Origin of the sequence: Tumebacillus algifaecis (assembly GCF_002243515.1) — a bacterium.
Classification (GTDB): Bacteria; Bacillota; Bacilli; order Tumebacillales; family Tumebacillaceae; genus Tumebacillus_A; species Tumebacillus_A algifaecis.
Genome location: NZ_CP022657.1, coordinates 4,231,026 through 4,252,398, shown reverse-complemented (window position 1 = coordinate 4,252,398; position 21,373 = coordinate 4,231,026). Strand labels below are relative to the sequence as shown.

22 protein-coding genes are annotated in these 21,373 nt (G+C 54.9%); 14 read left to right on the top strand and 8 right to left on the bottom strand.

Annotated elements, in window-relative coordinates; all coding sequences use genetic code 11:
• Nucleotide 1 precedes the first annotated feature (1 nt).
• On the top strand, nucleotides 2-871 hold the full coding sequence (argB, locus tag CIG75_RS18855; protein ID WP_094238023.1) for an acetylglutamate kinase: 870 nt from the start codon (nucleotides 2-4) through the stop codon (nucleotides 869-871).
• 21 nt (nucleotides 872-892) lie between these two features.
• The gene (locus CIG75_RS18850) at nucleotides 893-2,062 is read left to right on the top strand and encodes an aspartate aminotransferase family protein (RefSeq protein ID WP_227874288.1); all 1,170 of its coding nucleotides are present in this window, start codon (nucleotides 893-895) and stop codon (nucleotides 2,060-2,062) included.
• A 15-nt stretch (nucleotides 2,063-2,077) separates the two neighbouring features.
• On the opposite strand, the gene CIG75_RS20870 is transcribed toward CIG75_RS18850, so the two are convergent.
• The gene (locus CIG75_RS20870) at nucleotides 2,078-2,242 is read right to left on the bottom strand and encodes a hypothetical protein (RefSeq protein ID WP_157729650.1); all 165 of its coding nucleotides are present in this window, start codon (nucleotides 2,240-2,242) and stop codon (nucleotides 2,078-2,080) included.
• Nucleotides 2,243-2,443: 201 nt separating this feature from the next.
• Here CIG75_RS20870 and CIG75_RS20865 point away from each other — a divergent pair, with 201 nt between their 5' ends.
• The 4 genes from CIG75_RS20865 to CIG75_RS18835 all read left to right on the top strand — a co-directional run bounded on the left by CIG75_RS20865 (nucleotide 2,444) and on the right by CIG75_RS18835 (nucleotide 6,333).
• On the top strand, nucleotides 2,444-2,614 hold the full coding sequence (locus tag CIG75_RS20865) for a hypothetical protein (protein WP_157729649.1): 171 nt from the start codon (nucleotides 2,444-2,446) through the stop codon (nucleotides 2,612-2,614).
• Nucleotides 2,615-2,769: 155 nt separating this feature from the next.
• Entirely contained in the window at nucleotides 2,770-3,681 is a 912-nt protein-coding gene (locus tag CIG75_RS18845; RefSeq protein WP_094238022.1) for a COX15/CtaA family protein, read from the top strand.
• A gap of 112 nt (nucleotides 3,682-3,793) precedes the next feature.
• Nucleotides 3,794-4,771, top strand: a complete 978-nt coding sequence (locus tag CIG75_RS18840; RefSeq protein WP_227874287.1) for an NYN domain-containing protein — start codon at nucleotides 3,794-3,796, stop codon at nucleotides 4,769-4,771.
• A gap of 305 nt (nucleotides 4,772-5,076) precedes the next feature.
• The gene (locus tag CIG75_RS18835; RefSeq protein ID WP_094238021.1) at nucleotides 5,077-6,333 is read left to right on the top strand and encodes a stalk domain-containing protein; all 1,257 of its coding nucleotides are present in this window, start codon (nucleotides 5,077-5,079) and stop codon (nucleotides 6,331-6,333) included.
• A gap of 55 nt (nucleotides 6,334-6,388) precedes the next feature.
• On the opposite strand, the gene CIG75_RS18830 is transcribed toward CIG75_RS18835, so the two are convergent.
• Nucleotides 6,389-6,712: a hypothetical protein gene (locus CIG75_RS18830; RefSeq protein WP_094238020.1), complete on the bottom strand. Its 324-nt coding sequence runs from the start codon at nucleotides 6,710-6,712 to the stop codon at nucleotides 6,389-6,391.
• A gap of 148 nt (nucleotides 6,713-6,860) precedes the next feature.
• On the opposite strand from CIG75_RS18830, the gene CIG75_RS18825 reads away from it, so the two are divergent.
• A complete protein-coding gene (locus CIG75_RS18825) occupies nucleotides 6,861-8,534 on the top strand; it encodes a thiamine pyrophosphate-binding protein (RefSeq protein WP_227874286.1) in 1,674 nt (557 codons plus the stop codon).
• Between the two features lie 66 nt (nucleotides 8,535-8,600).
• On the opposite strand, the gene CIG75_RS18820 is transcribed toward CIG75_RS18825, so the two are convergent.
• From CIG75_RS18820 to CIG75_RS18805, 4 genes are all read right to left on the bottom strand, one after another.
• On the bottom strand, nucleotides 8,601-9,845 hold the full coding sequence (locus CIG75_RS18820; protein ID WP_094238019.1) for an MFS transporter: 1,245 nt from the start codon (nucleotides 9,843-9,845) through the stop codon (nucleotides 8,601-8,603).
• Between the two features lie 130 nt (nucleotides 9,846-9,975).
• On the bottom strand, nucleotides 9,976-10,479 hold the full coding sequence (locus tag CIG75_RS18815) for a GrpB family protein (RefSeq protein WP_094238018.1): 504 nt from the start codon (nucleotides 10,477-10,479) through the stop codon (nucleotides 9,976-9,978).
• Nucleotides 10,480-10,504: 25 nt separating this feature from the next.
• On the bottom strand, nucleotides 10,505-11,707 hold the full coding sequence (locus CIG75_RS18810; RefSeq protein ID WP_094238017.1) for an MFS transporter: 1,203 nt from the start codon (nucleotides 11,705-11,707) through the stop codon (nucleotides 10,505-10,507).
• 383 nt (nucleotides 11,708-12,090) lie between these two features.
• Nucleotides 12,091-14,043 (bottom strand): ABC-F family ATP-binding cassette domain-containing protein, encoded by a 1,953-nt coding sequence (locus CIG75_RS18805; protein ID WP_094238016.1) that lies wholly within the window; start codon nucleotides 14,041-14,043, stop codon nucleotides 12,091-12,093.
• 137 nt (nucleotides 14,044-14,180) lie between these two features.
• On the opposite strand from CIG75_RS18805, the gene CIG75_RS18800 reads away from it, so the two are divergent.
• A complete protein-coding gene (locus CIG75_RS18800; RefSeq protein ID WP_157729648.1) occupies nucleotides 14,181-15,041 on the top strand; it encodes a phosphatase PAP2 family protein in 861 nt (286 codons plus the stop codon).
• 131 nt (nucleotides 15,042-15,172) lie between these two features.
• Here the strand turns inward: CIG75_RS18800 and CIG75_RS20860 are convergent, their stop codons facing one another.
• Nucleotides 15,173-15,442 (bottom strand): hypothetical protein, encoded by a 270-nt coding sequence (locus CIG75_RS20860; protein WP_157729647.1) that lies wholly within the window; start codon nucleotides 15,440-15,442, stop codon nucleotides 15,173-15,175.
• A 134-nt stretch (nucleotides 15,443-15,576) separates the two neighbouring features.
• Here CIG75_RS20860 and CIG75_RS18795 point away from each other — a divergent pair, with 134 nt between their 5' ends.
• Complete coding sequence (locus tag CIG75_RS18795; RefSeq protein WP_094238014.1) at nucleotides 15,577-16,146, top strand: 5-formyltetrahydrofolate cyclo-ligase; 570 nt, start codon at nucleotides 15,577-15,579, stop codon at nucleotides 16,144-16,146.
• 43 nt (nucleotides 16,147-16,189) lie between these two features.
• Here the strand turns inward: CIG75_RS18795 and CIG75_RS18790 are convergent, their stop codons facing one another.
• Complete coding sequence (locus CIG75_RS18790; RefSeq protein WP_094238013.1) at nucleotides 16,190-17,329, bottom strand: GGDEF domain-containing protein; 1,140 nt, start codon at nucleotides 17,327-17,329, stop codon at nucleotides 16,190-16,192.
• A 172-nt stretch (nucleotides 17,330-17,501) separates the two neighbouring features.
• Here CIG75_RS18790 and mobA point away from each other — a divergent pair, with 172 nt between their 5' ends.
• Genes mobA through mobB form a run of 5 tightly spaced genes read left to right on the top strand, consistent with a single transcriptional unit; the run spans nucleotide 17,502 to nucleotide 21,369 of the window.
• Nucleotides 17,502-18,107: a molybdenum cofactor guanylyltransferase gene (gene mobA / locus CIG75_RS18785; RefSeq protein ID WP_094238012.1), complete on the top strand. Its 606-nt coding sequence runs from the start codon at nucleotides 17,502-17,504 to the stop codon at nucleotides 18,105-18,107.
• A gap of 2 nt (nucleotides 18,108-18,109) precedes the next feature.
• Complete coding sequence (locus CIG75_RS18780; protein ID WP_094238011.1) at nucleotides 18,110-18,616, top strand: hypothetical protein; 507 nt, start codon at nucleotides 18,110-18,112, stop codon at nucleotides 18,614-18,616.
• A 13-nt stretch (nucleotides 18,617-18,629) separates the two neighbouring features.
• Nucleotides 18,630-19,604: a molybdopterin-binding protein gene (locus CIG75_RS18775; protein ID WP_094238010.1), complete on the top strand. Its 975-nt coding sequence runs from the start codon at nucleotides 18,630-18,632 to the stop codon at nucleotides 19,602-19,604.
• Complete coding sequence (locus CIG75_RS18770; protein WP_094238009.1) at nucleotides 19,604-20,869, top strand: molybdopterin molybdotransferase MoeA; 1,266 nt, start codon at nucleotides 19,604-19,606, stop codon at nucleotides 20,867-20,869. Before CIG75_RS18775 ends, CIG75_RS18770 begins: the two co-directional genes overlap by 1 nt.
• Complete coding sequence (gene mobB / locus CIG75_RS18765; RefSeq protein ID WP_094238008.1) at nucleotides 20,866-21,369, top strand: molybdopterin-guanine dinucleotide biosynthesis protein B; 504 nt, start codon at nucleotides 20,866-20,868, stop codon at nucleotides 21,367-21,369. Before CIG75_RS18770 ends, mobB begins: the two co-directional genes overlap by 4 nt.
• The last annotated feature ends 4 nt before the right edge of the window (nucleotides 21,370-21,373 follow it).

Sequence of the window (21,373 nt, the reverse complement as noted above, 5' to 3'; positions counted from 1 at the left end):
CATGGTAACAGAAACACTTTCTCCGGCCGAAAAAGCACACGTCTTACTTGAGGCATTGCCCTACATTCAAAAGTTCGCCGGAAAAATCGTCGTGATCAAATACGGCGGTTCCTCGATCGAGCCGGACAGCGGGGCGATCGATCCAGTGATTCTCGACATCATCTGGCTGAAGCAGGTCGGCCTGTTCCCGGTCGTCGTTCATGGTGGGGGCAAAGCGATCACTCGACTGCTCGAACGGCTCGGCCATCAGGCGCAGTTTGTCGATGGGCTGCGGGTGACCGATGAGACGACCCTAGAGGCGGTGGAGATGGTCTTGGGCGGTCTTGTCAACCAGCAGCTCGTCGCGGCGTTCAACGCGGGCGGCTGCAAAGCGGCTGGCTTGACCGGAGTGGACGGCGGTCTGCTCAGCGCGCGTCAAAAAACGCATCCGCTGGGCGATCTCGGCCGCGTCGGTGAGGTGCAGGCGGTCAACACCGACCTGATCCACGCGCTGTTGCAAAATGGCTTCCTGCCTGTCATCGCTCCGCTGGGCAGCGATGAGCACGGAGCGCGCTACAACATCAACGCAGACAGCGCAGCCGGGGCGATCGCAGCGGCGCTCGGTGCTGAAAAGCTGATTTTGCTGACCGACGTGCCTGGCATTTTGAAAGAGGGTCAGGTGATCAACCAAGTGTCGTCGGACGATGTGCATTCGCTGATCGAGGACGGCACGATCGCAGGGGGCATGGTGCCGAAAGTCGAAGCGTGCCTGGCTGGGTTAGCAGGCGGTGCAAAGCAGGTTCATATCTTAAACGGGAAAGATCCGCATGCTCTCCTGCTCGAAATTTTTACCGAGCGGGGTGTTGGCACGCTGGTCTATGAAGCGAAGTAAACAGACAGGGGGAGCGACGAGATGACCAGCTTGATGAACACCTATTCCAGACTGCCGGTCGCGTTTGTCAAAGGGGAAGGATGCAGACTGTGGGATGAGCAGGGGTGCGAGTATATCGATTTTACGAGCGGGATTGCTGTGACCAACCTTGGACACGCGCATCCGAAAGTGACGGCCGCCTTGCATGAGCAGGCGGGAATGTTGCTGCACACGTCCAACCTGTACCAAATCCCTTTGCAAGAACAGGTTGCGGCGAAGCTGGCTGAGCTGTCCGGGCTCCCCAAAGCATTTTTTTGCAACTCAGGGGCGGAAGCGAACGAAGCGGCGATCAAGTTGGCCCGCAAGTACAGCCAACTGCGATTCGGCCCGCACAAGCATGAGATCTTAACGTTGCACGACAGCTTTCACGGGCGCACGCTGGCGACGGTGACGGCGACCTGCAAGCCGAAGTTCCAAGAAGGGTTTGCTCCGCTGATGCCGGGCTTTGCCTACGTGCAGAAAGACCTTGCCGCCATCGAGCAGGCGATCGGAGAAGCGACGTGTGCCGTGCTGGTCGAACCGGTGCAGGGCGAAGGCGGCGTATTGCCGCTAGGGGCTGAGTTTTTGCAAGGGCTGCGCGAACTGTGTGATGCAAAAGGAATTCTGTTGATCTTTGACGAGGTGCAGACGGGGATCGGACGGACCGGCAAGATGTTCGGCTTCCAAACCTACGGGGTGCTGCCCGACATCGTGACGCTGGCCAAAGGGCTTGGCAATGGCGTCCCGGTCGGCGCGATGCTGGCTAAAGAAGAGGTAGCGGCCGCGTTTACACCAGGCTCGCACGGATCGACATTTGGCGGCAATCCGCTGGCGATGGCAGCGGCACAGGCGGTGCTGGAGGCGATCGAAGAGGAGGATCTGCTGTCCAATGCGGTGCAGATGGGCGAGGAACTAAATGGGCGGTTGCAGCGATTGGCCGATGACTACTCGTTCCTGCTCGAAGCGCGCGGACAGGGCTTGTTGCAAGGGCTCGTTTTGGATCGTCCTGTGGCGCCGCTGGTCAGCAAATGCCTCGAATATGGTTTGCTGGTGCTGTCAGCAGGTGAGCATACGTTGCGCTTGTTGCCGCCGCTGAATGTCACGTCGGCCGATCTCCACTTAGCGATCAAAATGTTAGAAAAAGCAGTAGCGGAAGAAGCAACGAGCGCCTGATGGCGCTCGTTTTTGTTAGGCCTGTACGACCCCGCGCCACGGGTCAACATCCGGAATGCTCGCGACGAGAGATGCTTTCGGACTCCACGGGTCCACTTCACTCGCCAATTGTGCAGTGCTTGCTTGCACGCTGAACGCCGCAACGGCAGCGATCGCAACAGACAACCAGAATTTTTTCATAAAAACGCCCCCGGTGAAATAGTTATTAAAATAGTTACATACAAACTTTATATCAAGAGTGAGACTGTTTTTCAATACTAAATGCAAAAGACTAGTAATCAATTCGGAAGAAATTTTTCAAATACTGCATAGATTCCATTCGAAACACATATGGATAAAAGGTAGGCACATACGGGTACTTTGTGGGAAGGGAGATGGCGTATGGTACGCGTTAGCAACCTGCTTCTCATGTTTGCCGCCTTGATTTTGATCAATATCATCTTGAGCGAGTATGGCGTTTCTTGGTGGGTGAGGCTGTTGCTGGGCACGCTGATCTTCGCACTGCTCAGCCCCTTTATCCGCATCCGCGAACGGAAGCAGCAGTCTTCGTGAGCCGTGAGCGGGCCAACCGTCGATTCGGCAGAGTTGACGGTTTATTTGTTATGGAAAATACATAATTCCCACCGATACCCGTCTTGTTTTCGCGCAGTCCTTACTTTATGTTAAGAAGGGAGAGTTTCTGTTTCGTAGAAAGAGGGATTCGGTCGATGAGCAATAAGTGGCTAAAAGTATTAGCATACGTTGCGACCATCGTCATGTTCATGGTGATGATCGCAGGATCTTTGGTTACCAAAACCGAGTCGGGCATGGGTTGTGGCAATTCGTGGCCGCTCTGCAACGGTAAATGGGTTCCGGAGTACACGATCTCTTCGATGATCGAGTATATGCACCGCATGATCACAGGTGTTGCTGGGATCGTCGTGCTGTTGTTCTCGGTGTTTGCTTGGTGGAAGAACAGAGGCAACAAAGAGGTGCGCAACCTCGCGCTGTTCGGAATGTTTTTCATCATGGTTGAATCGGCGCTCGGCGCTGCTGCTGTCATCAAGCCGCAGTCCTCGCCCGTGCTGGCCCTGCATTTCGGCTTTTCGCTGCTGGCGTTTACCGGAGTGCTCTTGCTGACGATCTACATTTTGATGCAAAATCGTGCACAGGCTTTGATCAAGACGGCTGTCTCCAACGCCTATCGGTATTACGCGTGGTTTGTCGCGCTGTTTGCGTACGGCGTGGTCTATCTGGGCGCATACGTCCGCCATACTGGGGCGAGCGTGGCCTGCCCGAGTTGGCCGCTGTGTCAAGAGGGCGTCCTGATTCCAGAACTGGAAGGCTTGGTGGCCGTGCAGTTTGTCCACCGCTTGGGGGCGTTGGCCTTGTTCGTGCTGATCTCCGTGCTCTTTGTTTGGACGTTCAAACGCTATCGGCAGACGCGCCGCGATCTGTATGTGGCGAGTATCATCGTTTGGGTGCTGATCGTAGCACAAGTGATCTCCGGCGGTTTTGTGGTGCTCAAGCAACTGCATCTGTATGCGACGCTGACGCACTCGGCGATCATCACCTGCCTATTCGGAACGCTGTGTTATCTGTGTGTACAGACATTGAAAAAGCCGCGAGCGGGACGATAACAGGACCGTTAAAGCGTGTAAAGGAGGCTGTCTTGAGACGGCTTCTTTTTTTATGAAGGGAAGTTAGGGCTTGTTGTTGAACTTGATGGATATGGAAGAAGGAGGGAGCACTTTGCTGGATAACCTGCAAGGGAATGGCCTGATTGTGACCGAACCAAATGGCAACAGACGGCGACCGACCCCCAGCGAAATGGTCAACATGCTGGCCGAGACGATCGGTGAGACCGCGATGAAATCGGAACGAGTTTGGGCAAAACACAGCCAGCTTGAAAATGTGGCGATCTATGTGGACTATGATAATGTCTATTGGACCCTGAAGAACAGCTATCTCCATGATCCGGACGACAAGAATCTGGATAAGAACCTGTTTACACAGCTTTGGAACACGTATGACCGCGACAATGTGCGCGTGTTCAAGGCGTTTGGTGATTTTGAGCAGATCGCTTGTGATATGACATCGCTGCAGAAAAAGCGCATCCAGCTTCGTCACGTCTATGCGAACGGCAAGAAGGATGAGCATCGCAAAAACGCCTCAGACATCGAACTGTGCCTCGATGCGATCGAAACGACCTATACCGACCCGAACATCTCTTGTTACGTGTTTGTCACGGCGGACAGTGACATGATTCCGATCATGAGCCGCCTGATGTACAAAGGGAAACATGTCGAACTGTATTACGTGCCAAGTGCTGCCTCCAAGCAATTCGATATCACTTCCTACGCACATCGCGCCGTCGATCTGTTGGAGTTTTTAAACATTCAGGTCAAAGAGTACAAGATCGAAGACTACGTGACCGGAGCGCTTGAGTTTATCGAAAACTGGGAGCGCAAATTCCAAGAGAATCCGGAAGTGTTCCTTGGTCGTTCCTGGCTGTTCATGAAGCTGCGCGAAGTGCTGGCGATCCCGGAGAGCGCGTGTAGCCAACTGTTGGAGTTCCTGGAAACCAAAGAGTACATCTTGCTGGATAACAAGAAATACTACGATAAAATCAAAGACGAACACACGATGAAAAAGAGTTACCGTCTCGCGAAAAAAGGAATTCAGTGTCTGCAAGATTACGAAAAAGAAACGGCTTCCTCCAAAGAATAACTACAATCTAGGGAAATGGGAGACTTTTTGTCGAAATACGTTTGACAGATTTCTAGCTCGATTGTAATATATAGACATAGCATATGAGTTATCCGTGTACTAATTAATTCGCTATTTGTCTATACACTATCTATGATTCGCTATGTATCCAAGACAGGAGCCAGATGGCTCCTGTCTTTTTTTGTCGCAATTTGTCTATATTCGTCTAATCTTTCAAACCTTCCCATATCATAGAATATGGTAAAATAAACAAAACTAGAAAACTGGCAATCCGCGTTGGGAGAGTCGCGTTAGGAGAGGTGAAGATGAAACGATTTTGGGTGAGTCTGATCGCGATTGTATCGTTGCTGTTTCCGGGAAGTCTGTTCACCGAACAGGCCACAGCGGTGGGCATGGCGCTGAGCAAGGTGAGCGCGCCAGCCGTGATGTTGGACGGGTATCCTCTGTTGACCGATCCGGAACCGATCAACTACGACGGACATGTGATGGTGCCGTTTCGCCCGATCGCAGAAGCGCTCGGCATCGAGGTGTTCTGGGAGCATGAGACTTCGACGGTGGTTGCGAACAATCATGGACAGGTCCTGCGCATTCAGATGGGCAACACGGTCGCACAGGTCGGTGATCGCGTGGTGCAATTGGAGGTGGCGCCGTTTATCTCCAACGGTCGCAGCTTGATCCCGCTGCGCTTTTTCAGTGAGTCGATCGGAGCGAAAGTCGATTGGAAAAATAACACGGTGATCATCGAATCGCAACAGCGCGATTTACATACGATGGTGTTTTACGGGTTGGGCTCGTATGCAAAAAAGGGCTATCTGCCTTATTTTGACGAGGCGTCCTTTACGTGGAGCCGTCTTGACAAGAACGGAGTGCTGACGACGGGGGAGAGCGAATACCGCTGGCCCGAGTCAGGGGCGGAAGAGCTGTTGCAAGAGGTGAAGTCGTCAGGTGTGGACACGTCGCTGATGGTCTTTTCGGTCGATGAGCACGGTGAACTGACCAAACTGCTGAACGATGTCGCCTTGCAACAGAAGTTTGCACAGGATTTGGCCGCCATGTTGGTCAACAAGGGAATCGGCGGCGCGTACCTCGATTTTGAGGCACTGGCTCCGCGGGGGGCTTCGAACATTGCAGACGTGCGGGCGAAGTATGCGGCGTTTGTGCAGCGGGTGGCTGACGTACTGCACAAAAAGGGCAAGAAGCTGACGGTGGTGATGGCACCCTTGGAGCACGGGTGGTACCGCGGTTATGACTACAAGGAGCTGGCCAAGTCGGCCGACGCGCTGTTCATCATGGCGTACTCCTATGTAGACGACAGACTGCCACAGCCGCTTAACAAGATCGACGACGACATTCGCGCCGCTGTAGCTGCGGTCGGGCCGGAGAAGTTGATCTTGGGCATCAATGCGTACAGCGAGACACCTCGCGGGGTGCAGGAGAAGATTGGACTTGCGAAACGCTACAATCTGCAAGGTGTCGGCTTTTGGATCTTGCGCGTGTTCGATGATCCGTTCATGGATGCGATCGATGAAAAGTTGTTGCTCCGACCCGAGCGGAACAGATAAACGAAAACAGGCAGACCTGCAACGGAGCGGGTCTGCCTGTTTTGCTGATCGGCTTTTATGCGATTTCATGGCCCAACGCTTCGATGATCGAGACGGTAGCTCGGTGCGCAAAGTAATAGAGCGTTTTCGAAACGATTCCGACCACGATAAATTCGTTCTCCTCATGGTCGATCATCTGCCAACGCGTAAAGTTGCGCTGGTTGTATGAATAGCGGCACTGTATGGTGTAATCTTGCTCATTCGATGTTAAAAGCCGCGCTTGCAACCGAATCTGATCAAGGTCAAATGAAATGCTTTCGAGGCGGAAACGATGATCGACATGGTTGACAGGAAGGATCTTTGATTCGACCGTATTGAGCGTATCACGTAGGGTTTTCATGTCAGATGCACCACCTCTTTCACTAAGTTAATCTAAAGTACATCCTATTGTAGCAGAATTTGTCGAATGAGGGTATGGGTATGTCGATAAGTTTTTGCGAACATCCTAGTGAGGCATTGATCGAATGGAAGAAGGTGGTGTGTTTGTCATGTCGGAAGGACCGATTCAACAAAGTTTGCAAGCGGTGACGATGCCGACCAAGCAGATTATGACCGTTGCTGAGACATTTGTCAAACAGCTCGAAGCGTGGGGCGTACGACAGGTCTATGGCGTGGCGGGCGATACCTTTTTAGACTTCTTGGATGCGTTGAAACGTTCGTCGCTGCAATTCGTGGCGGTGAAGCATGAATCGACAGCCGCTTTTATGGCATCGGCAGAAGCGAAATTGACAGGCCAGCTCGGCGTCTGTGTGGCGACGTCGGGGCCTGGGATGGCCAATCTGCTCAACGGGCTTGGCGACGCGTATCAAGACGGGGTGGCGGTGCTGGCGATCACTGGGCAGGTGCCGACGAAGTTGATCGGCACCGATACGAAGCAGTATTTGGATCAGCAAGTGTTGATCGAGCCGCTGGCCGCCTATTCTGCGCTGTTGACCGCTCCCGAGGCGACTGTGGAGCTGGTGACCAAAGCGATCCACACCGCACTGGAGCGGGGCGCGGTGACGCACCTGTCCGTGCCGAAAGATCTGTGGAGCAGACAGCAGATGAAAGCGATTCGTAAACGTCCGCATTTGGTCAGTGGCATACTGGAGTTTGATCCACAGGATGTGGAGCGAGCCATATCGATCATGAAAAGCGCCCAGCAGCCGGTGGTGGTCGCAGGTCTGGGTGCGCGGGAAGCGGCTGCAGATGTAAAACGGCTTTGCGAGGCGTGGGGAGCCGGGCTGATCTTGTCGCTCGGGGCGAAAGGGATGGTCGCGGAAAGCTTCCCACAACTGCTCGGCGGCATCGGCAAAGGCGGCAGTCCGCAAGCGTCACAGCTTTTGAAAAAAGCGGACGTGATACTGCTCGCCGGAGATACGTGGTGGCCGGAGGGCTATGTGCCGGAACAGGCGCGAGTGATTCAGATCGACAAGGTGATAGCAAACATCGGCACGCGGTTTACAGTCGAGCTCGGGCTGGTCGGAGCGACGGGACAGATCGTGCCGGCTCTTGTAGAGCGGCTACAGGGGCATGAGCAAAATGAACAGTGGCTGTCCTATGTCGGGCAGTCGCGAGCCAAATGGTATGCACAGGTGGAAAAAGAGGCGAGCAGTGAAGGGTCGCCTGTTCACCCTGCTCGCTTGATGCGGGCGCTGCAAAACACGTTGGCGGAGGATGCGTTGATCTGCGTGGATACAGGGGATCATACGGTGTGGTTCAACCGGATCTTTGCGGGCAGCGGGAGGCAGAAAGTGTTGTTTTCCGGAACGTGGCGCTCGATGGGCTTCGCGTTGCCGGCGGCGCTGGCCTGCCAACTGACCGCGCCAGATCGGCAGGTGGTGGCGCTGGTCGGGGATGGGTGTCTGGGGATGACGTTGGCCGATTTATCGACGGCGGTGCGGTACAATCTGCCGATCACGGTGATCGTGGTCAACAACGGTCACTTGCAGATGGAGGCCGATCGCCAACAGGTCGGGGAGCATACACAGCTAGGCTCAGATCTGACCAACCCCGATTTTGTCAAAGTGGCCGAAGCTTGCGGCATGGCAGGGTTCCGTGTGACCGACTCGGCCGATCTCGACAAAACGCTGGCCCAAGCGCTCTCCCTCCCCGGCCCTGTCCTGCTCGACATCACCGTTTCCGCACTGATGTTTCCCAACACCACTGCGCAGGAAGGGTAGGCAGAGGGTCGATCAAAACGAAACAAGCCCACTCTTGGCGATCAAGAGAGGGCTTGCTGTGCTGTATTATGCGCTCTTTTTGACCGATTGCTCGGCCGGTTTGACGAGACCTGATTGAAAGAGTTTGCGCGAGGCGATGACCCCACAAGCGGCGGTGATCATCACGGCGCTGAGGATGTAGAGCGCCCCAGTCGGGCCTGTGTAGACGATCGTCTGCGTGAACAGGGCGAGCAGTGAGACGCGCAGCGCCATCCCGATTGCGGAGAAAAACGAGTTGATCCGCCCGATCAAAAAGTTCGGCACGATCTCCATCATCACCGTGTTGCGCGCCACCCGAATTCCCGCGTTGCCCCATCCGTGCAAAAACTGCATCGCCATGAAGATCAGAGCCATTGGGAACAGCGCTGTCACCGTCACCCCGACGGCGTAGACCAGTCCGGTCGCAATCGAGGTTTTGTATGGATTTAGCTTGTTCATCATATAGGGGATCGTCAGTCCGGCCACAATCGCACCGATCGCGTAGACCGTGCTGCCGAGCCCCAGCACCGACGCATTCGACTGTAGTGTCTGTGTCACATAGATCGGGAACAGATAGTTCCCCATCATCACCCCGATAAACGGCATCAACGCCGAAAGCAGGTAGAGAATGAGCAGCGGTTTGGTTTTCAGATAAACGAAGCCCTCTTTAATATCGGCAAAAAAGGATTTCTTTGCCCGATCCTTCTCTTTGGGTTGCGCTTGATACGGCAACAGCAGGATCAAAACCGTTCCGATCAGATAGGTGATCGCATCCACCACCAACAGATGCGATAGAAAGATTTTGTCGATCACAAGCGAGGCCAGACCACCGGAAACCATCGTCGCAAACTGGTTTTGCACCTCAAGCACCGAGTTGAGCGACCGGAAGTGCTCCTTGTCGAAAATCTCCTGAATCAAAGCGAATTTGGTCGGGAAATAGATCGAATAGTACAGGGACCCGCCAAAATGTATCGCCACCAACTGCCACGTCTCAAAGTGTCCGCTCAGATAGCCCCACACCGCGAAGACCAGCACGGTCGATAACCCGAAATACTCTGCCGCGAGGAGCGTCTTTTTCCGCGAAAATCGGTCGATCAGCACCCCGATGTACGGCGATGCGAAAAACAACATCAGCGTTGAAAACAGCGTCGCATATCCAAAGATTTGGTCGCCCCCCGCACGGTTGACGAGCAACCACGGCACCGCGATCATCGTGATCCCCGACCCGATCGATGAGAAGATGTTCGCAGTCAACAAATACTGAATCCGTCTGTCTTTCAAAACACCAAACATTTCCGTTCACCCCTTCCGTGGGAATCTTTAGATTTATTGTACCTCCAAAATTATACTTTGTATATAGATATGTATAAAAAGTTTCCTGTTTATGGGCAAATAAGAAAAAGCCCCCGTAAACGGGAGCTTTTTACTCTGTCAGTGCTTGAAATTCTAGTGACTGCATCAGCGTTTGGAAAAATTCGTGCTTGGCGATCCGATAGGCGTCCATCTCATTTCCTTGAAAATGGCGCTTCAGTTGATTGTACTGGTCCACGTAGCTTGGATTCGCCAACATGACCTCGCGAAACTTCCAGAAAAAATCGTACTCGGAGCCGAACGCGGTCAGTTGGACGCCGAGTGGAAGTAGCAGTTGATCCGCTTGGAACGAGCAGAAACTGTCCGTTTGGAGATTGCCCTCGTTGCGCGGATACAGCTCAGATAGCAGTTCGACCGCGCGTTCAAAATCGGCCTTGGCGACGCGGACTTGGATGTCGAGGTCCCCTTTTGTCAGCGACCCTGGTACGGCCGTACTGCCGACATGTTCGACTTGAGCGGCAGGCAACAGGCTGATGATGCGGGCTTTCTGTTCGGCAAACAGTCGTTCAGCCGCTTGGTGGAAGCTCGATTGCTCAGCAAATTGCACGCGTTCCATGCATTCACCCCCTGTTGGTATGAGCTTAGAGTGATAGATTCTGCTTGCCCGCTTTCCGACGCAAATTTCCGAGCCCGAGGAGCAGGGAGAGGATGATCGTGCCGTGGAAGATCATCACCATAACAGGCAGGGAGAACGCCTCTAGCACATGCGGGGCGACCAAAAAGCCGATGCCAAATCCAGTGCGGTTCAAGAAGCCGGACACGCCCATGATCCGGCCGCGGATCGCATTGTCACTCTGTTGAAGAATCGTCGCTTTCGAGGTGACCGAGACCGCATCGAACAGTCCGGTCAGGAAGCCGAAACAGAGAATCCAAGGCACCGTGGTGGAGGACAGAAACAGGATGAACCCAAACGACATGCCAAACGTTGCGTAAAAGTAGGTGTAGACGAGATTTTTCCGCAAAATGGCGAGCTTGGGGATCAAGATCGAGGAGAGGACGTTGCCAGCTCCCCAGATCGACCAGAACAGGCCATAGTACATCGCTTGCCGCTCCGGATCGACTCCTTCGGCCAACAGCGGGATGCCGAGGTTGTGTGAAGCAGAGCCGAACGTGTCCACCACATAGACGAAGAACACGGTGAACAGCACCGGGTGCAGTTTCAAGTAGGAGAGCACTTCGCGGAAATCATTGCGCAAGGAAAGGACTTTCGCGCCGAGCGGTTGCGACTCCACCTTGTTCCAGTTGACGCGGTACAAAAAGAAGGCCGACACCAAGAACGACAGAGCATCAAACAGAAAGACGGCCTGATAGCCCAACAGCTCATACAAAAAGCCGCCGCAGAGAAATCCGATCACCATCGCAATCGAACTGAGCCGTGAGACGAGCGCGTTGATCTCCAACACCCGCTCCCTGCCGAAAATTTCAGGCAATTCTGCGCGGTAGGAGACTTCGAAAAACGAGGAGCAGATCCCGATCAAAAAGCGCACCAGCAAGATCAACCACGGCTCAGGTGCAAAGATGAGCATCGAGATCAGACCCGCGCGCAGAAGGTCGCTCACGATCATGATCTTCCGCCGCTCGAACCGATCTGCGACCACCCCAGAGACCAAACTGGATAAAAATCCGCCGAGCACCCCGGAGAGCAACAGAGCGGACAGCCACAGCGCACTCCCATTTGTCGCGACCAGCACCAAAGCCCCCATCGCGATCAAATCCATCCGCACGCCCAATTCGGACAGGGCGTTGACATACAGATAAGCTTTACTATTTTGCTTTACAGCCATTCTCTACACCTGCCTCATATCACTAAACAAATGAATTCAACTTAATATGGTCATATCATAACCAATATTTGCGGGGCAGTCTAGATCAATCGGCAGGAAATGGCTCGTTTGCAAGCGGCAAGCCAAGCGGCCAAGTTCATCAACCGATCGCACCGAAAACTCCTCTATCGAAAGAGTGTCTTCTGAGAGGTGTGTTAGCAACGCTTACGAAAAGTGGTGGGGCGAGCGGTTGATCGACTGTGAGGAAGATGCGACCGCGAGGAGAATGGGGGGAGCAAAGAGCAAAGCCGCAGTCTTTGCATCGAACCGATCATCGGCCGCGTAGAACAAAAAAGCATGCCCCGCTGTCAGGACATGCTTTTGATCTCGCGTTTTTACTCAGTTCACTCTTCTCCGGCCGCTTCAAGCTCAGCCCATTCTTCCATCAACGATTCGAGCTCGGTCTGAGCCGCTTCGAGAGCGGCGTTTTTGTCGGCGGCGAGGACATGGTCGTTGAACACTTCGGGGAGGCAGAGCTCCGCTTCAAGCGTGCCGATCATCTCTTCCAGTTCCGCGATGCGAGCTTCGACGTTTGCGAGGCGTTCCAGACGCTTTTTCAACAGGCGCTTCTGCTCTTTATCCTGTTGACGGCGCAGTTGGTAGTCGTCAACGGGAGCCTCCGGTTGTTGCTTGTTTCCCGTGACGGCGGTCGCCGCTTCACGCTCTTTGCGCTCCAATTCCAGTTCTGCCTTCTTCTCCACATAGTCGTCGTAGTTGCCGAGGTAGGAGGTGATGCCATCTTCGGCCAACTCCACGACGCGCGTCGCCAGTCGGTTCACAAAATAGCGGTCATGCGAGATGAACAACAGCGTGCCCGGATAGTTGTCGAGCGCATTTTCCAACACTTCTTTGCTGAGCAGATCGAGGTGGTTGGTCGGCTCGTCGAGGATCAGAAAATTCGCATTGAGCAACATCAGCTTGGCCAGCGCCACTCGACTTTTCTCACCGCCGGACAGAGCGGCGATCGGCTTGGTCACATCGTCGCCAGTGAACAGGAAGTTGCCAAGCACCGTCCGCACCCGCGTCTGTTCCAAGGTGCGGTACGTATCCCAGACTTCATTCAACACGCTCTTGCTCGGCGTCAGGTCTTCCTGCTCCTGCGTGTAGTAGCCGAGCGACACGTTCGTGCCCAGCTTGATCCGACCGCTCAGTTGCTTCAAGCGGCCATTGATCGCTTTGAGCAAGGTCGTCTTGCCGATTCCGTTCGGCCCGATCAAGGCGATGCGCTCTCCGCGGTAGGCGTTGAGGTTGAGGTTGTGTGACAACACCTTGTCTGTGTAGCCGAGCGAGACATCTTCCACGACGAGCACTTCGTTGCCGCTTTGCTTGTCGATGTTGAACGAAAAGTGGGCCTGCTCCTGAGTCAGTGTCGGGCGGTCGATACGCTCGATTTTCTCCAGCATCTTGCGGCGGCTTTGCGCACGCTTGGTCGTCGTGGCGCGGGCGATGTTGCGGCTCACGAAGTCTTCGAGCTTGGCGATCTCCGTCTGCTGTTGGTCGTAGCGCTTTTGTTGCTGGGCGAGGTCGGCCGACTTCTGCTCCAGATAATCGGAGTAGTTGCCTCTCCAACGTTTGGTCCGCCCGCGTTCCATCTCATAGATCACATTGATCAGCGAATCGAGAAAATAGCGATCATGCGATACCATCAGCAGGGCGCCGGGATAGGTTTTCAAATAGTCTTCGAGCCAGGTCAGCGTCTTGATGTCCAAATAGTTGGTCGGCTCGTCCAAAATCAACAGATCGGGCTGTGTGATCAACAGCTTGCCGAGCTGAAGGCGCGTTTTTTGCCCACCCGACAACGAGTTGACCAAGCGGCTGTGCATCGCTTCGGGAAAATCGAGTCCGTGCAGAATCGACCGCACTTTCGCTTCGGCCGCATAGCCGTTCTGGTCGGTAAACTCCTGTTGCAGTCGGGCGTACTCGTCGGTGAGCTGTCCGTACTTGGTCTCATCTTCGTAATAAGCCGGGTCGGCCATGCGTTGCTCCAACTCGCGCATCTTCGCTTCAAGGCGGTAGACATCAGCAAAGACGGTGATCATCTCGTTCCAGATCGTCTGTTCCGAGCTGATCTGCGAAGTTTGCGCCAAATAGCCGATCGTCGTCTCTTTGGACTTGTGAATCGTGCCCGAGTCGGCGCTAATTTCGTCGGCGATAATTTTCAAAAACGTCGATTTCCCTGCCCCGTTCGGACCGATCAGCCCGACCCGCTCGCGGTCCTGCACGACGATCGACACACTGTCCAAGATCACGTCCGTTCCGTACGATTTCTTTATGTCATTCGCTTGCACGAGAATCATCTTTCATCACCTAAAATCTCTCTGGAATTTTCTTATAAGTGTACCCCAGTCACCTCGTTCTGAAAAGGATTTCTGAACTCGTCCTCCGAAACATATACATGACATCAAGAGACTCGGCTGGAAGGGGTATCAGAATTTTGCAAAAGGACATGTTGCTCTGGATACAGGGCTTTGCGGCATCTTGGCTGGATACGCTGATGATCGCGTTCTCCTTTGTCGGCGATGAAGAATTTTATGTGGCGACAGTACCGCTGATCTACTATTTGATCTCGAAGCGGGCCGGCGTGCGGCTGGCGATCGTGCTCGCCATGTCAACATTTGTGAACTATGCGCTGAAGGTCTTTTTCAACGCGCCGCGCCCGATCGGCGTGGAAGGGATTCGGAGCCTCTATGTGGAGTCAGCTCCGAGCATGTCGTTTCCAAGCGGCCATGCGCAAGGTTCGGCGACCTATTGGGGGTATTTGGCGACACAGGTCAGAAAGCCTTGGTTCTACGGCCTCGCCGGATTCATGGTGCTGTCGATCATGCTGTCCCGCCTGTACTTAGGCGTGCACTGGCCGATCGACGTCGCCGCCGGATTGGTCTTTGGCCTGCTGTTTGTGGCGGGCATGGTCTGGGCGGATGGCCGCATGACCGAACGCCCGCTGTCTTTTGGCGTGAAATTGGCGCTGGGGATCGCCTTGCCGCTGCTCTTGCTGTTGGTCTATCACGAGGCGGACGGTCGGAAGATGGTCGGCTTTTTGCTCGGCTGTTGGAGCGGGTATGTGCTGGAATCGCACACGATTCGCATGGCCTTGCCGAAGTCGATCTGGCAGCGCATCCTGCCTTCACTGGTCGGGGTCGCCATCTTGTTCGGTCTGCGCGCCCTGCTCAAAGATGTGCTCCCGCTCAGCGCTCCGTGGGATTTGGTGCGCTACTTGTTGGTGGGGCTTACTGCAACGCTTGCGATCCCCTGGTTGTTCGTCAAACTGCGCTGGTATCCGCGCGGGACTGCATAAGCGCTACGAACTTCGCTTTTGCAAGGGGACAGGTGGGACTATTGCCCTGATCACAGGGGCAACTTGATAGAAATCGAAGGAAATGGTGTTTGCCGATGAAGAACTTGAAGATGATCGTGTTTTATTTTGTTTTATCGGTTGTGTTGGTTAAGGTAACAAATCACTTGAGCATTGGACAGCACTTTTTGGTTGTTCTGTTGTTCATCGTTGCGATCTTTTTGCCCAATATCTGGAAGCGAAAAGGAAGAACATAGAGAAGATTCCAAGCGACGCTCTATTACAGAGCGTCGCTTTTTATTTTCAAATGAAGACATATCAGCAAGGGCGGCCTGTGCTTCCTTGCCGCTTCTACCCGGTAGATCAAGCGCACCCTGCAACAGCTCGCTAGATAGCTGGTGCATTCGGGAAATTAACCATACACAAGCGACTTTTACCACCGATTAGGCGGAACAGGCTAAACATGTGGACCGCATGATAAAATGCGGTAGCCAGCGAGAAGTTTGGTACACTAGGAACAAAAAGGAGGCGGTGCACGATGGAGAAAAAGGAACTGCGCCAACGCCTGCTCGCCGAGCGGCAAGCGATGAGCTTAGCAGAACGCACCCCGCTCGATCGGGCGATTTTACAGCGTCTGACAGCACTGCCCGAGGTGCAGGCGGCCAAGACGATCCTGCTCTACCTCGACTTTCGCGGCGAAGTGGAGTCGGACGGCATGATCGAAGCGTGCCTTGCTGCGGGCAAGACGGTCTGTGCGCCCGTCACGATCAAAGCGGAGCGCAAGATGATTCCGGTGCTCGTCAGCTCCTTGCAGGAATTGCGCGCCGGGGCGTACGGCATCCGCGAACCGATCTATCACCCCGAAGCTGTCGTTCCTGTCACAGAGATCGACCTCGTGGTCCTGCCGGGCGTTGGATTTGACCGCTCGGGCGGGCGGCTCGGGTACGGCGGTGGCTATTATGACCGCTTTCTGCCGACCTTGCGCCCAGACGTCACCAAAATTGCGGTCGCTTATGAGCTGCAAGTGGTCGATCAGATTCCGATCGAGCCGCATGACACCATGTTGGATCTGTTGGTGACCGAAAATGGGGTCTGGCGCCGGGTCTAACACACGCGGCGAACACAAAAAAAGAGAGGATCGCTCCTCTCTTTTATCCGGCAGTATTGGATTCATCTAGGGCTGCATTATAACGGCAGGTGCGGTTCTTGCCTGACGTCTTGGCGAAATACATCGCTTGGTCGGCACAGTCGATCAGGTGTTGGTGGTTGTGGCTCGTCTCGGGGAAGGAGGCGACTCCGACCGAGGTGGAGATGCGCAAGAACTCGCCATTGGCCAGCGGAATCTTGACTTTACCAATCTCTTGGCGCAGGTAGTCGGCCATCGTAAACGCATCTTCGATCGACGTGTCCGGCAGGATGACCGCCAACTCTTCACCCCCGGCACGGCAAGGCGTGTGATAGGTGCCTTTTAGCACATCTTTCAAGCGTTTGGAGATCATGCGCAACACTTCGTCGCCGATCAAATGACCAAACGTATCGTTGACGCGCTTGAAGTTGTCGATATCGAACATCGCCAGCGACATCGGGTGCCCGGTCTGCTTGGCTTTTTCCACTTCGATGATCAATTGCGAGTGCAGGTACGAGTGGTTGTGCAGATCGGTCAACTGGTCGAGCACCGCTTTGTTGTGCAGGTCAAACGTATATTCGGCCACTTGGCGCGAGATCGACTCCATCTCTTGCACCAACTGCTCTTTTTCCAGATTGAGCTGGGAGGAAACGGAATGTGATTCTTGATGTCGTGATTCCAGCAGAGATAACAAGGGGAACAAGAGCGATAGGAACAGGAAAAAGACCATGCGGATTGCGATGTCACGGATCGAGGCTGTTCCAGGTGCGATGAACAGCAGCGTCAGATAGGTCGCATTGGTAAACAGAACGAACAGCGAGGTAAGATTATACTTGAAGATAACGGATGCCATCATGAGCAGCCCATAGTAGGCATAGTACACATCACTTTGCAAACCGCCTTGGTTGTACACCATCACCGAGATGGTCGCCAGATCGGTGAACAGCAGCACGCGCCACATTTTCCAGCACCATTCCCCTTTGCCGAAGGAAATGAGCAGGGCCGCTGTAGTAAAAACGTAGTAACCGAGAGCCACGAGCATGATCGAGTCAAATGAGTTCGTATTTGGATTCCATGCGAACAGCACTAGCGTCGTAGTGATAAAAAATCGCACGGTCAGCAACAAGACTTCGTAATTCGTAAGGAATCGAAAGAGGAACGTCATGGTACGCGACTCCTTTCCAAAGGATTTGCATGGCCTATGAGTAGTAATTGTAAAATCATACAGATCCCCTAATGATTGTAGTGTATCATATGCTTGAATCGTGCAACAGAGGGTATTGCTTATATTAGTTGAATAATCATGTAAATTAAACTAAAAATAAGGATGTAAAATAATGCGTGGAATTCTGCTTTGCGGTGGAGCGTCGAGACGGATGGGGCGGCGGAAGGAATGGTTGCCGTTTGCAGAACGGCCATTGCTGTTGCATACGTTGGAGACCTTGCATGCGGTGTGCAGCGATGTGGTGGTGGTCACGCATGAGGAAAAAGAGCGCGAGCGACTTGTTCAATTACAAGTACGCGCGATTGCAGATGAATATGCGGGTCAAGGTCCGCTCGCCGGACTCCATGCTGGGCTCAGTGGGTTGGCAAAGGGTGAAAAAGCCTGTCTGGTCGCCTGTGATCTCCCCTTTTTGCGAGCCGACATCTTGCGCGATTTAGCGGAGCAGTTCGACGAGGAGCCGGGGGTGCAGGCGGTCGTGCCTCAGGATGGATCACGCCCGTTTCCTGTCTGTGCGCTGTATGATGGACAAGTGCGGGAAATTGCGGCATCCTGTTTACAGAATGGGGAAAATGCGATGCGGCGTTTTTTGGCAAACTTGCAGGTGCGGTATGTGCCGATTGAGCGATATGCGGCATATGACCCGCCACCTTTTCTCAATATGAATACGCCGGACGATTATGAGCGGGCGAGTATCTTATGGAAGAAAGAAGGCTGTTGAGGATGGAAGAACGTTATTATTTGGCGCTTGGTTACGGTGGAGATCGAGGAGCGAGCGCGTGGTTTGAGTGGAATTTCCGCTGCCTGATCGGGCAGGAGAACAAGGCCGATTTTGCGGCGCGGGACAAATTTATCCAAGACTTTGTAAGCGCGACCGAAAACGGGCAGGAGTACGTGATCGGAGCATCCGATCCGAGCGCTTCCTATGTGCGAACGTTTGCCGAGTTTGGCAAGCGGGCTGTGACCGAGCGTGACGACCTGTTCATCTTTTTCATCTTGGAAGATGCGACCGTTTCGAACAACCAGTTCCGCATTTATCTGAAAAAGGATGATCCGGAAGCGGAACTGCCCGAATATCAGATCTACTGTGACGGCTTTGATGTGCCGCGCGACGCGCTGGTCTGGATGCAGGAGCAAGTCGGGTGCCGCTTTTATGTGACGGAAGACCGCTCGGAGATGATGATTGAGTTTCCGTATCAAGGGCCGGAGGAACTGCCGGTCATCCAGTAGGAGGCGTTGTGGGATGAAAAAGGAAGTTCGCGTACAAGATGCGATCGGGATGCGCCTCGCGCACGACCTGACCCGCATCGTGCCGGGGGAGTTTAAAGGCCGCCTGTTTAAAAAAGGGCATTTGATCGCGGAGGAAGACATTCCGGCACTGTTAGATATCGGGAAAGAGCACATCTACATTTTGCAACTCACAGCGGGCGAACTGCATGAAGATGATGCGGCGCTGCGGATGGGGGCGGCGCTGGCTGGCGAGCAGATGACGTTCGGGGAGCCGCACGAAGGCAAAGTGGTGCTGAAGGCCAATCAGCAGGGGCTCTTGAAAGTCGATGTGGAGCGCTTGTTTGCGATCAACATGATCGATGAGATCGCCGTGGTCGCCAAACAGACCGACACGGTGCTTGCGCCTGGTGATAAGATCGTCGGGCTGCGGGCGATTCCGCTGACGGTGGCGGAGGAGAAGGTGGAGCAAGTCGAGCGGATCGCCGCGGACGGGGCTGTCTTTTCGATCAAGCCGTTTCAACGCATGAAAGTAGGCGTGGTCACCACCGGATCGGAAGTGCTGAACGGGCGGATCGAGGACAAATTTGGCCCGCGGGTGCGAGAGAAGTTGGAGCGCTTCGGCTCCGAGGTGATCGAACAGAAGATCGTCGGGGATCGGTTGGAGGACATCGCGCAGGCGATCGTCGAGTTCCAGCAGAACGGCGCAGATCTGGTGCTCTGCACTGGCGGCATGTCGGTCGATCCGGATGACCGCACGCCGGGCGCGATCAAACGGGTGGCGACGGAGGTCGTGTCCTACGGGATGCCTGTCCTGCCAGGGTCAATGATGATGTTGGCCTATCGCGAGGGGATGCCGATCTTCGGTTTGCCAGGCTGTGTGATCTTTGACGACTTCACTTCCTTTGACATCCTCCTGCCCCGCGTGTTGGCAGGGGAAAAGGTGACGCGAGCAGAGGTGGCGCGCCTTGGGCATGGAGGACTGCTGTGATGGAGCAGTTTCTGCGTCTCGAAGCGGCGTGGCAGGTGACGCTTGAGCGCACGAAAGCAGGTGCGGTCGAAACGGTGCCGCTCGTTGAGGCGTATGGGCGGGTGCTGGCCGAAGCGGTGCGGGCCAAAGCACCGATGCCGCCCTTTGATCGCTCGGCGCTGGACGGGTATGCGGTGCGGGCAGCCGATGTGCGGGGTGCTTCGCCGCAGTCTCCGGTCGAACTGCTCGTCTGCGAAGAGGTGGTGGCCGGAGCGATGCCCGAACGGGTGGTCGCAGCGGGACAGGCGGCGCGGATCATGACCGGTGCGCCGATCCCGAGCGGGGCCGATGCGGTGGTGCGCAAGGAAGCGGTCGAACGGGTCGAAGTGGGCCGAGAGGACGCCGCATCCTCGGGGGAACAGGTGCGTATTTTGCTGGAAGTGCCTGCTGGGGAAGCGATCTGCGTGCAGGGAGAAGATGCGCCGATCGGGGCGGAGCTTTTGGCGGCAGGGTGTGTGATCGGTGCGGCGGAGACGGCGTTGCTGGCGACGAATGGCGATGCGCTAGTGTCCGTCTTTCGCAAGCCGCGCGTCGGGATTCTCGTGTCGGGCAGCGAAGTGCGCCCGCTGAGCGGGGACCTGTTGCCCGGCCAGATTCACGACAGCAACGGCCCGATGCTGGCAGCACTCGTGCGCGATCTGGGTGGCGATCCCGTGCTGTACGGGCAGGTCGGCGATGAACTGGACGCGATCGCGAGGCAGGTCAAACGCATGGCGGAAGAATGCGACCTCGTTCTGACCACCGGAGGCGTCTCGGTCGGGGAGTACGATCTGATGCGCGACGCTTATGAGCTTGCGGGTGGTGAAGTCCTGTTTTGGAAAGTGACGATGCGGCCGGGCACTCCGGTCACCTTTGCTGAAGTGGCGGGAACTCCGGTGTACGGTCTGTCGGGCAATCCGGCTGCGGCCTATGTCAATTTTGTCATGCTGGTCGTGCCGGTGTTGCGCAAACTGGCAGGTTTTGCACATGTTCTGCACCGCCCGGTGAAAGCCTATTTGGAAAGCGCAGGCCGGACTGCGGTGATCGGACTCGACCGCTTTTTGCGTGCGGAATTGGTCGCGGTGGACGGACGTCTCGTCGCGCAGGTTGGCCGTGGGCAGAAAGCGGCCATTCTCACCTCGCTCGTCGGCATTCAAGGGCTGGTGCGGATTCCGGCGCGCGAGCAGGTGCAAAACGGTGCGCTCGTCGAGGTCTTTCTGCTGAAGGAAGAGGCGTTCGCCAGATGAAAGCGTTGGCTGTGGTCGGTTATAAGAATTCGGGCAAGACGACGCTGGTCGCACGCCTTGTCGCAGCATTCAAAGCGCAAGGGTACCGCGTGGGCACCTGCAAACATGAAGGCGGTGGGCATCCGGTCACAGGTGATACTCCGAACACCGACACTTGGCGGCATCGCCAAGCGGGGGCGGACGTGACGCTGCTCGCCTCGGCCACAGAGACGGTGTTGCGCCAGTACCAGGCGGTCGAACCGTCGCTCGAACTGCTGTTGGAGCAGTTGGCGCAAGCAAAACCAGTTCTCGATCTGGTCATCGTCGAAGGGTGGAAACGTTCGACACTGCCGAAAATTGTCATGGTCGGCGCGGATAAAATTGAAGAAATGACGAACGTTGTCGCTTGGGTGCAAAATTGTCAATCGTCGTCAATTGCAGTGGGTCAGGAGCAGGTGTATGATAGAGATGATATTGAGGCACTTGTCTTGTTAATCAAATCTCGTGTTCTGCACGAATAACAAT

What these genes read in the sequence shown, in the direction of transcription:
- argB (WP_094238023.1), top strand. Translation starts at nt 2, where the DNA reads ATGGTAACAGAAACACTTTCTCCGGCCGAAAAAGCACACGTCTTACTT.
- CIG75_RS18850 (WP_227874288.1), top strand. Translation starts at nt 893, where the DNA reads ATGACCAGCTTGATGAACACCTATTCCAGACTGCCGGTCGCGTTTGTC.
- CIG75_RS20870 (WP_157729650.1), bottom strand. Translation starts at nt 2,242, where the DNA reads ATGAAAAAATTCTGGTTGTCTGTTGCGATCGCTGCCGTTGCGGCGTTC.
- CIG75_RS20865 (WP_157729649.1), top strand. Translation starts at nt 2,444, where the DNA reads ATGGTACGCGTTAGCAACCTGCTTCTCATGTTTGCCGCCTTGATTTTG.
- CIG75_RS18845 (WP_094238022.1), top strand. Translation starts at nt 2,770, where the DNA reads ATGAGCAATAAGTGGCTAAAAGTATTAGCATACGTTGCGACCATCGTC.
- CIG75_RS18835 (WP_094238021.1), top strand. Translation starts at nt 5,077, where the DNA reads ATGAAACGATTTTGGGTGAGTCTGATCGCGATTGTATCGTTGCTGTTT.
- CIG75_RS18830 (WP_094238020.1), bottom strand. Translation starts at nt 6,712, where the DNA reads ATGAAAACCCTACGTGATACGCTCAATACGGTCGAATCAAAGATCCTT.
- CIG75_RS18825 (WP_227874286.1), top strand. Translation starts at nt 6,861, where the DNA reads ATGTCGGAAGGACCGATTCAACAAAGTTTGCAAGCGGTGACGATGCCG.
- CIG75_RS18820 (WP_094238019.1), bottom strand. Translation starts at nt 9,845, where the DNA reads ATGTTTGGTGTTTTGAAAGACAGACGGATTCAGTATTTGTTGACTGCG.
- CIG75_RS18815 (WP_094238018.1), bottom strand. Translation starts at nt 10,479, where the DNA reads ATGGAACGCGTGCAATTTGCTGAGCAATCGAGCTTCCACCAAGCGGCT.
- CIG75_RS18810 (WP_094238017.1), bottom strand. Translation starts at nt 11,707, where the DNA reads ATGGCTGTAAAGCAAAATAGTAAAGCTTATCTGTATGTCAACGCCCTG.
- CIG75_RS18805 (WP_094238016.1), bottom strand. Translation starts at nt 14,043, where the DNA reads ATGATTCTCGTGCAAGCGAATGACATAAAGAAATCGTACGGAACGGAC.
- CIG75_RS20860 (WP_157729647.1), bottom strand. Translation starts at nt 15,442, where the DNA reads ATGCACCAGCTATCTAGCGAGCTGTTGCAGGGTGCGCTTGATCTACCG.
- CIG75_RS18795 (WP_094238014.1), top strand. Translation starts at nt 15,577, where the DNA reads ATGGAGAAAAAGGAACTGCGCCAACGCCTGCTCGCCGAGCGGCAAGCG.
- CIG75_RS18790 (WP_094238013.1), bottom strand. Translation starts at nt 17,329, where the DNA reads ATGACGTTCCTCTTTCGATTCCTTACGAATTACGAAGTCTTGTTGCTG.
- mobA (WP_094238012.1), top strand. Translation starts at nt 17,502, where the DNA reads ATGCGTGGAATTCTGCTTTGCGGTGGAGCGTCGAGACGGATGGGGCGG.
- CIG75_RS18780 (WP_094238011.1), top strand. Translation starts at nt 18,110, where the DNA reads ATGGAAGAACGTTATTATTTGGCGCTTGGTTACGGTGGAGATCGAGGA.
- CIG75_RS18775 (WP_094238010.1), top strand. Translation starts at nt 18,630, where the DNA reads ATGAAAAAGGAAGTTCGCGTACAAGATGCGATCGGGATGCGCCTCGCG.
- CIG75_RS18770 (WP_094238009.1), top strand. Translation starts at nt 19,604, where the DNA reads ATGGAGCAGTTTCTGCGTCTCGAAGCGGCGTGGCAGGTGACGCTTGAG.
- mobB (WP_094238008.1), top strand. Translation starts at nt 20,866, where the DNA reads ATGAAAGCGTTGGCTGTGGTCGGTTATAAGAATTCGGGCAAGACGACG.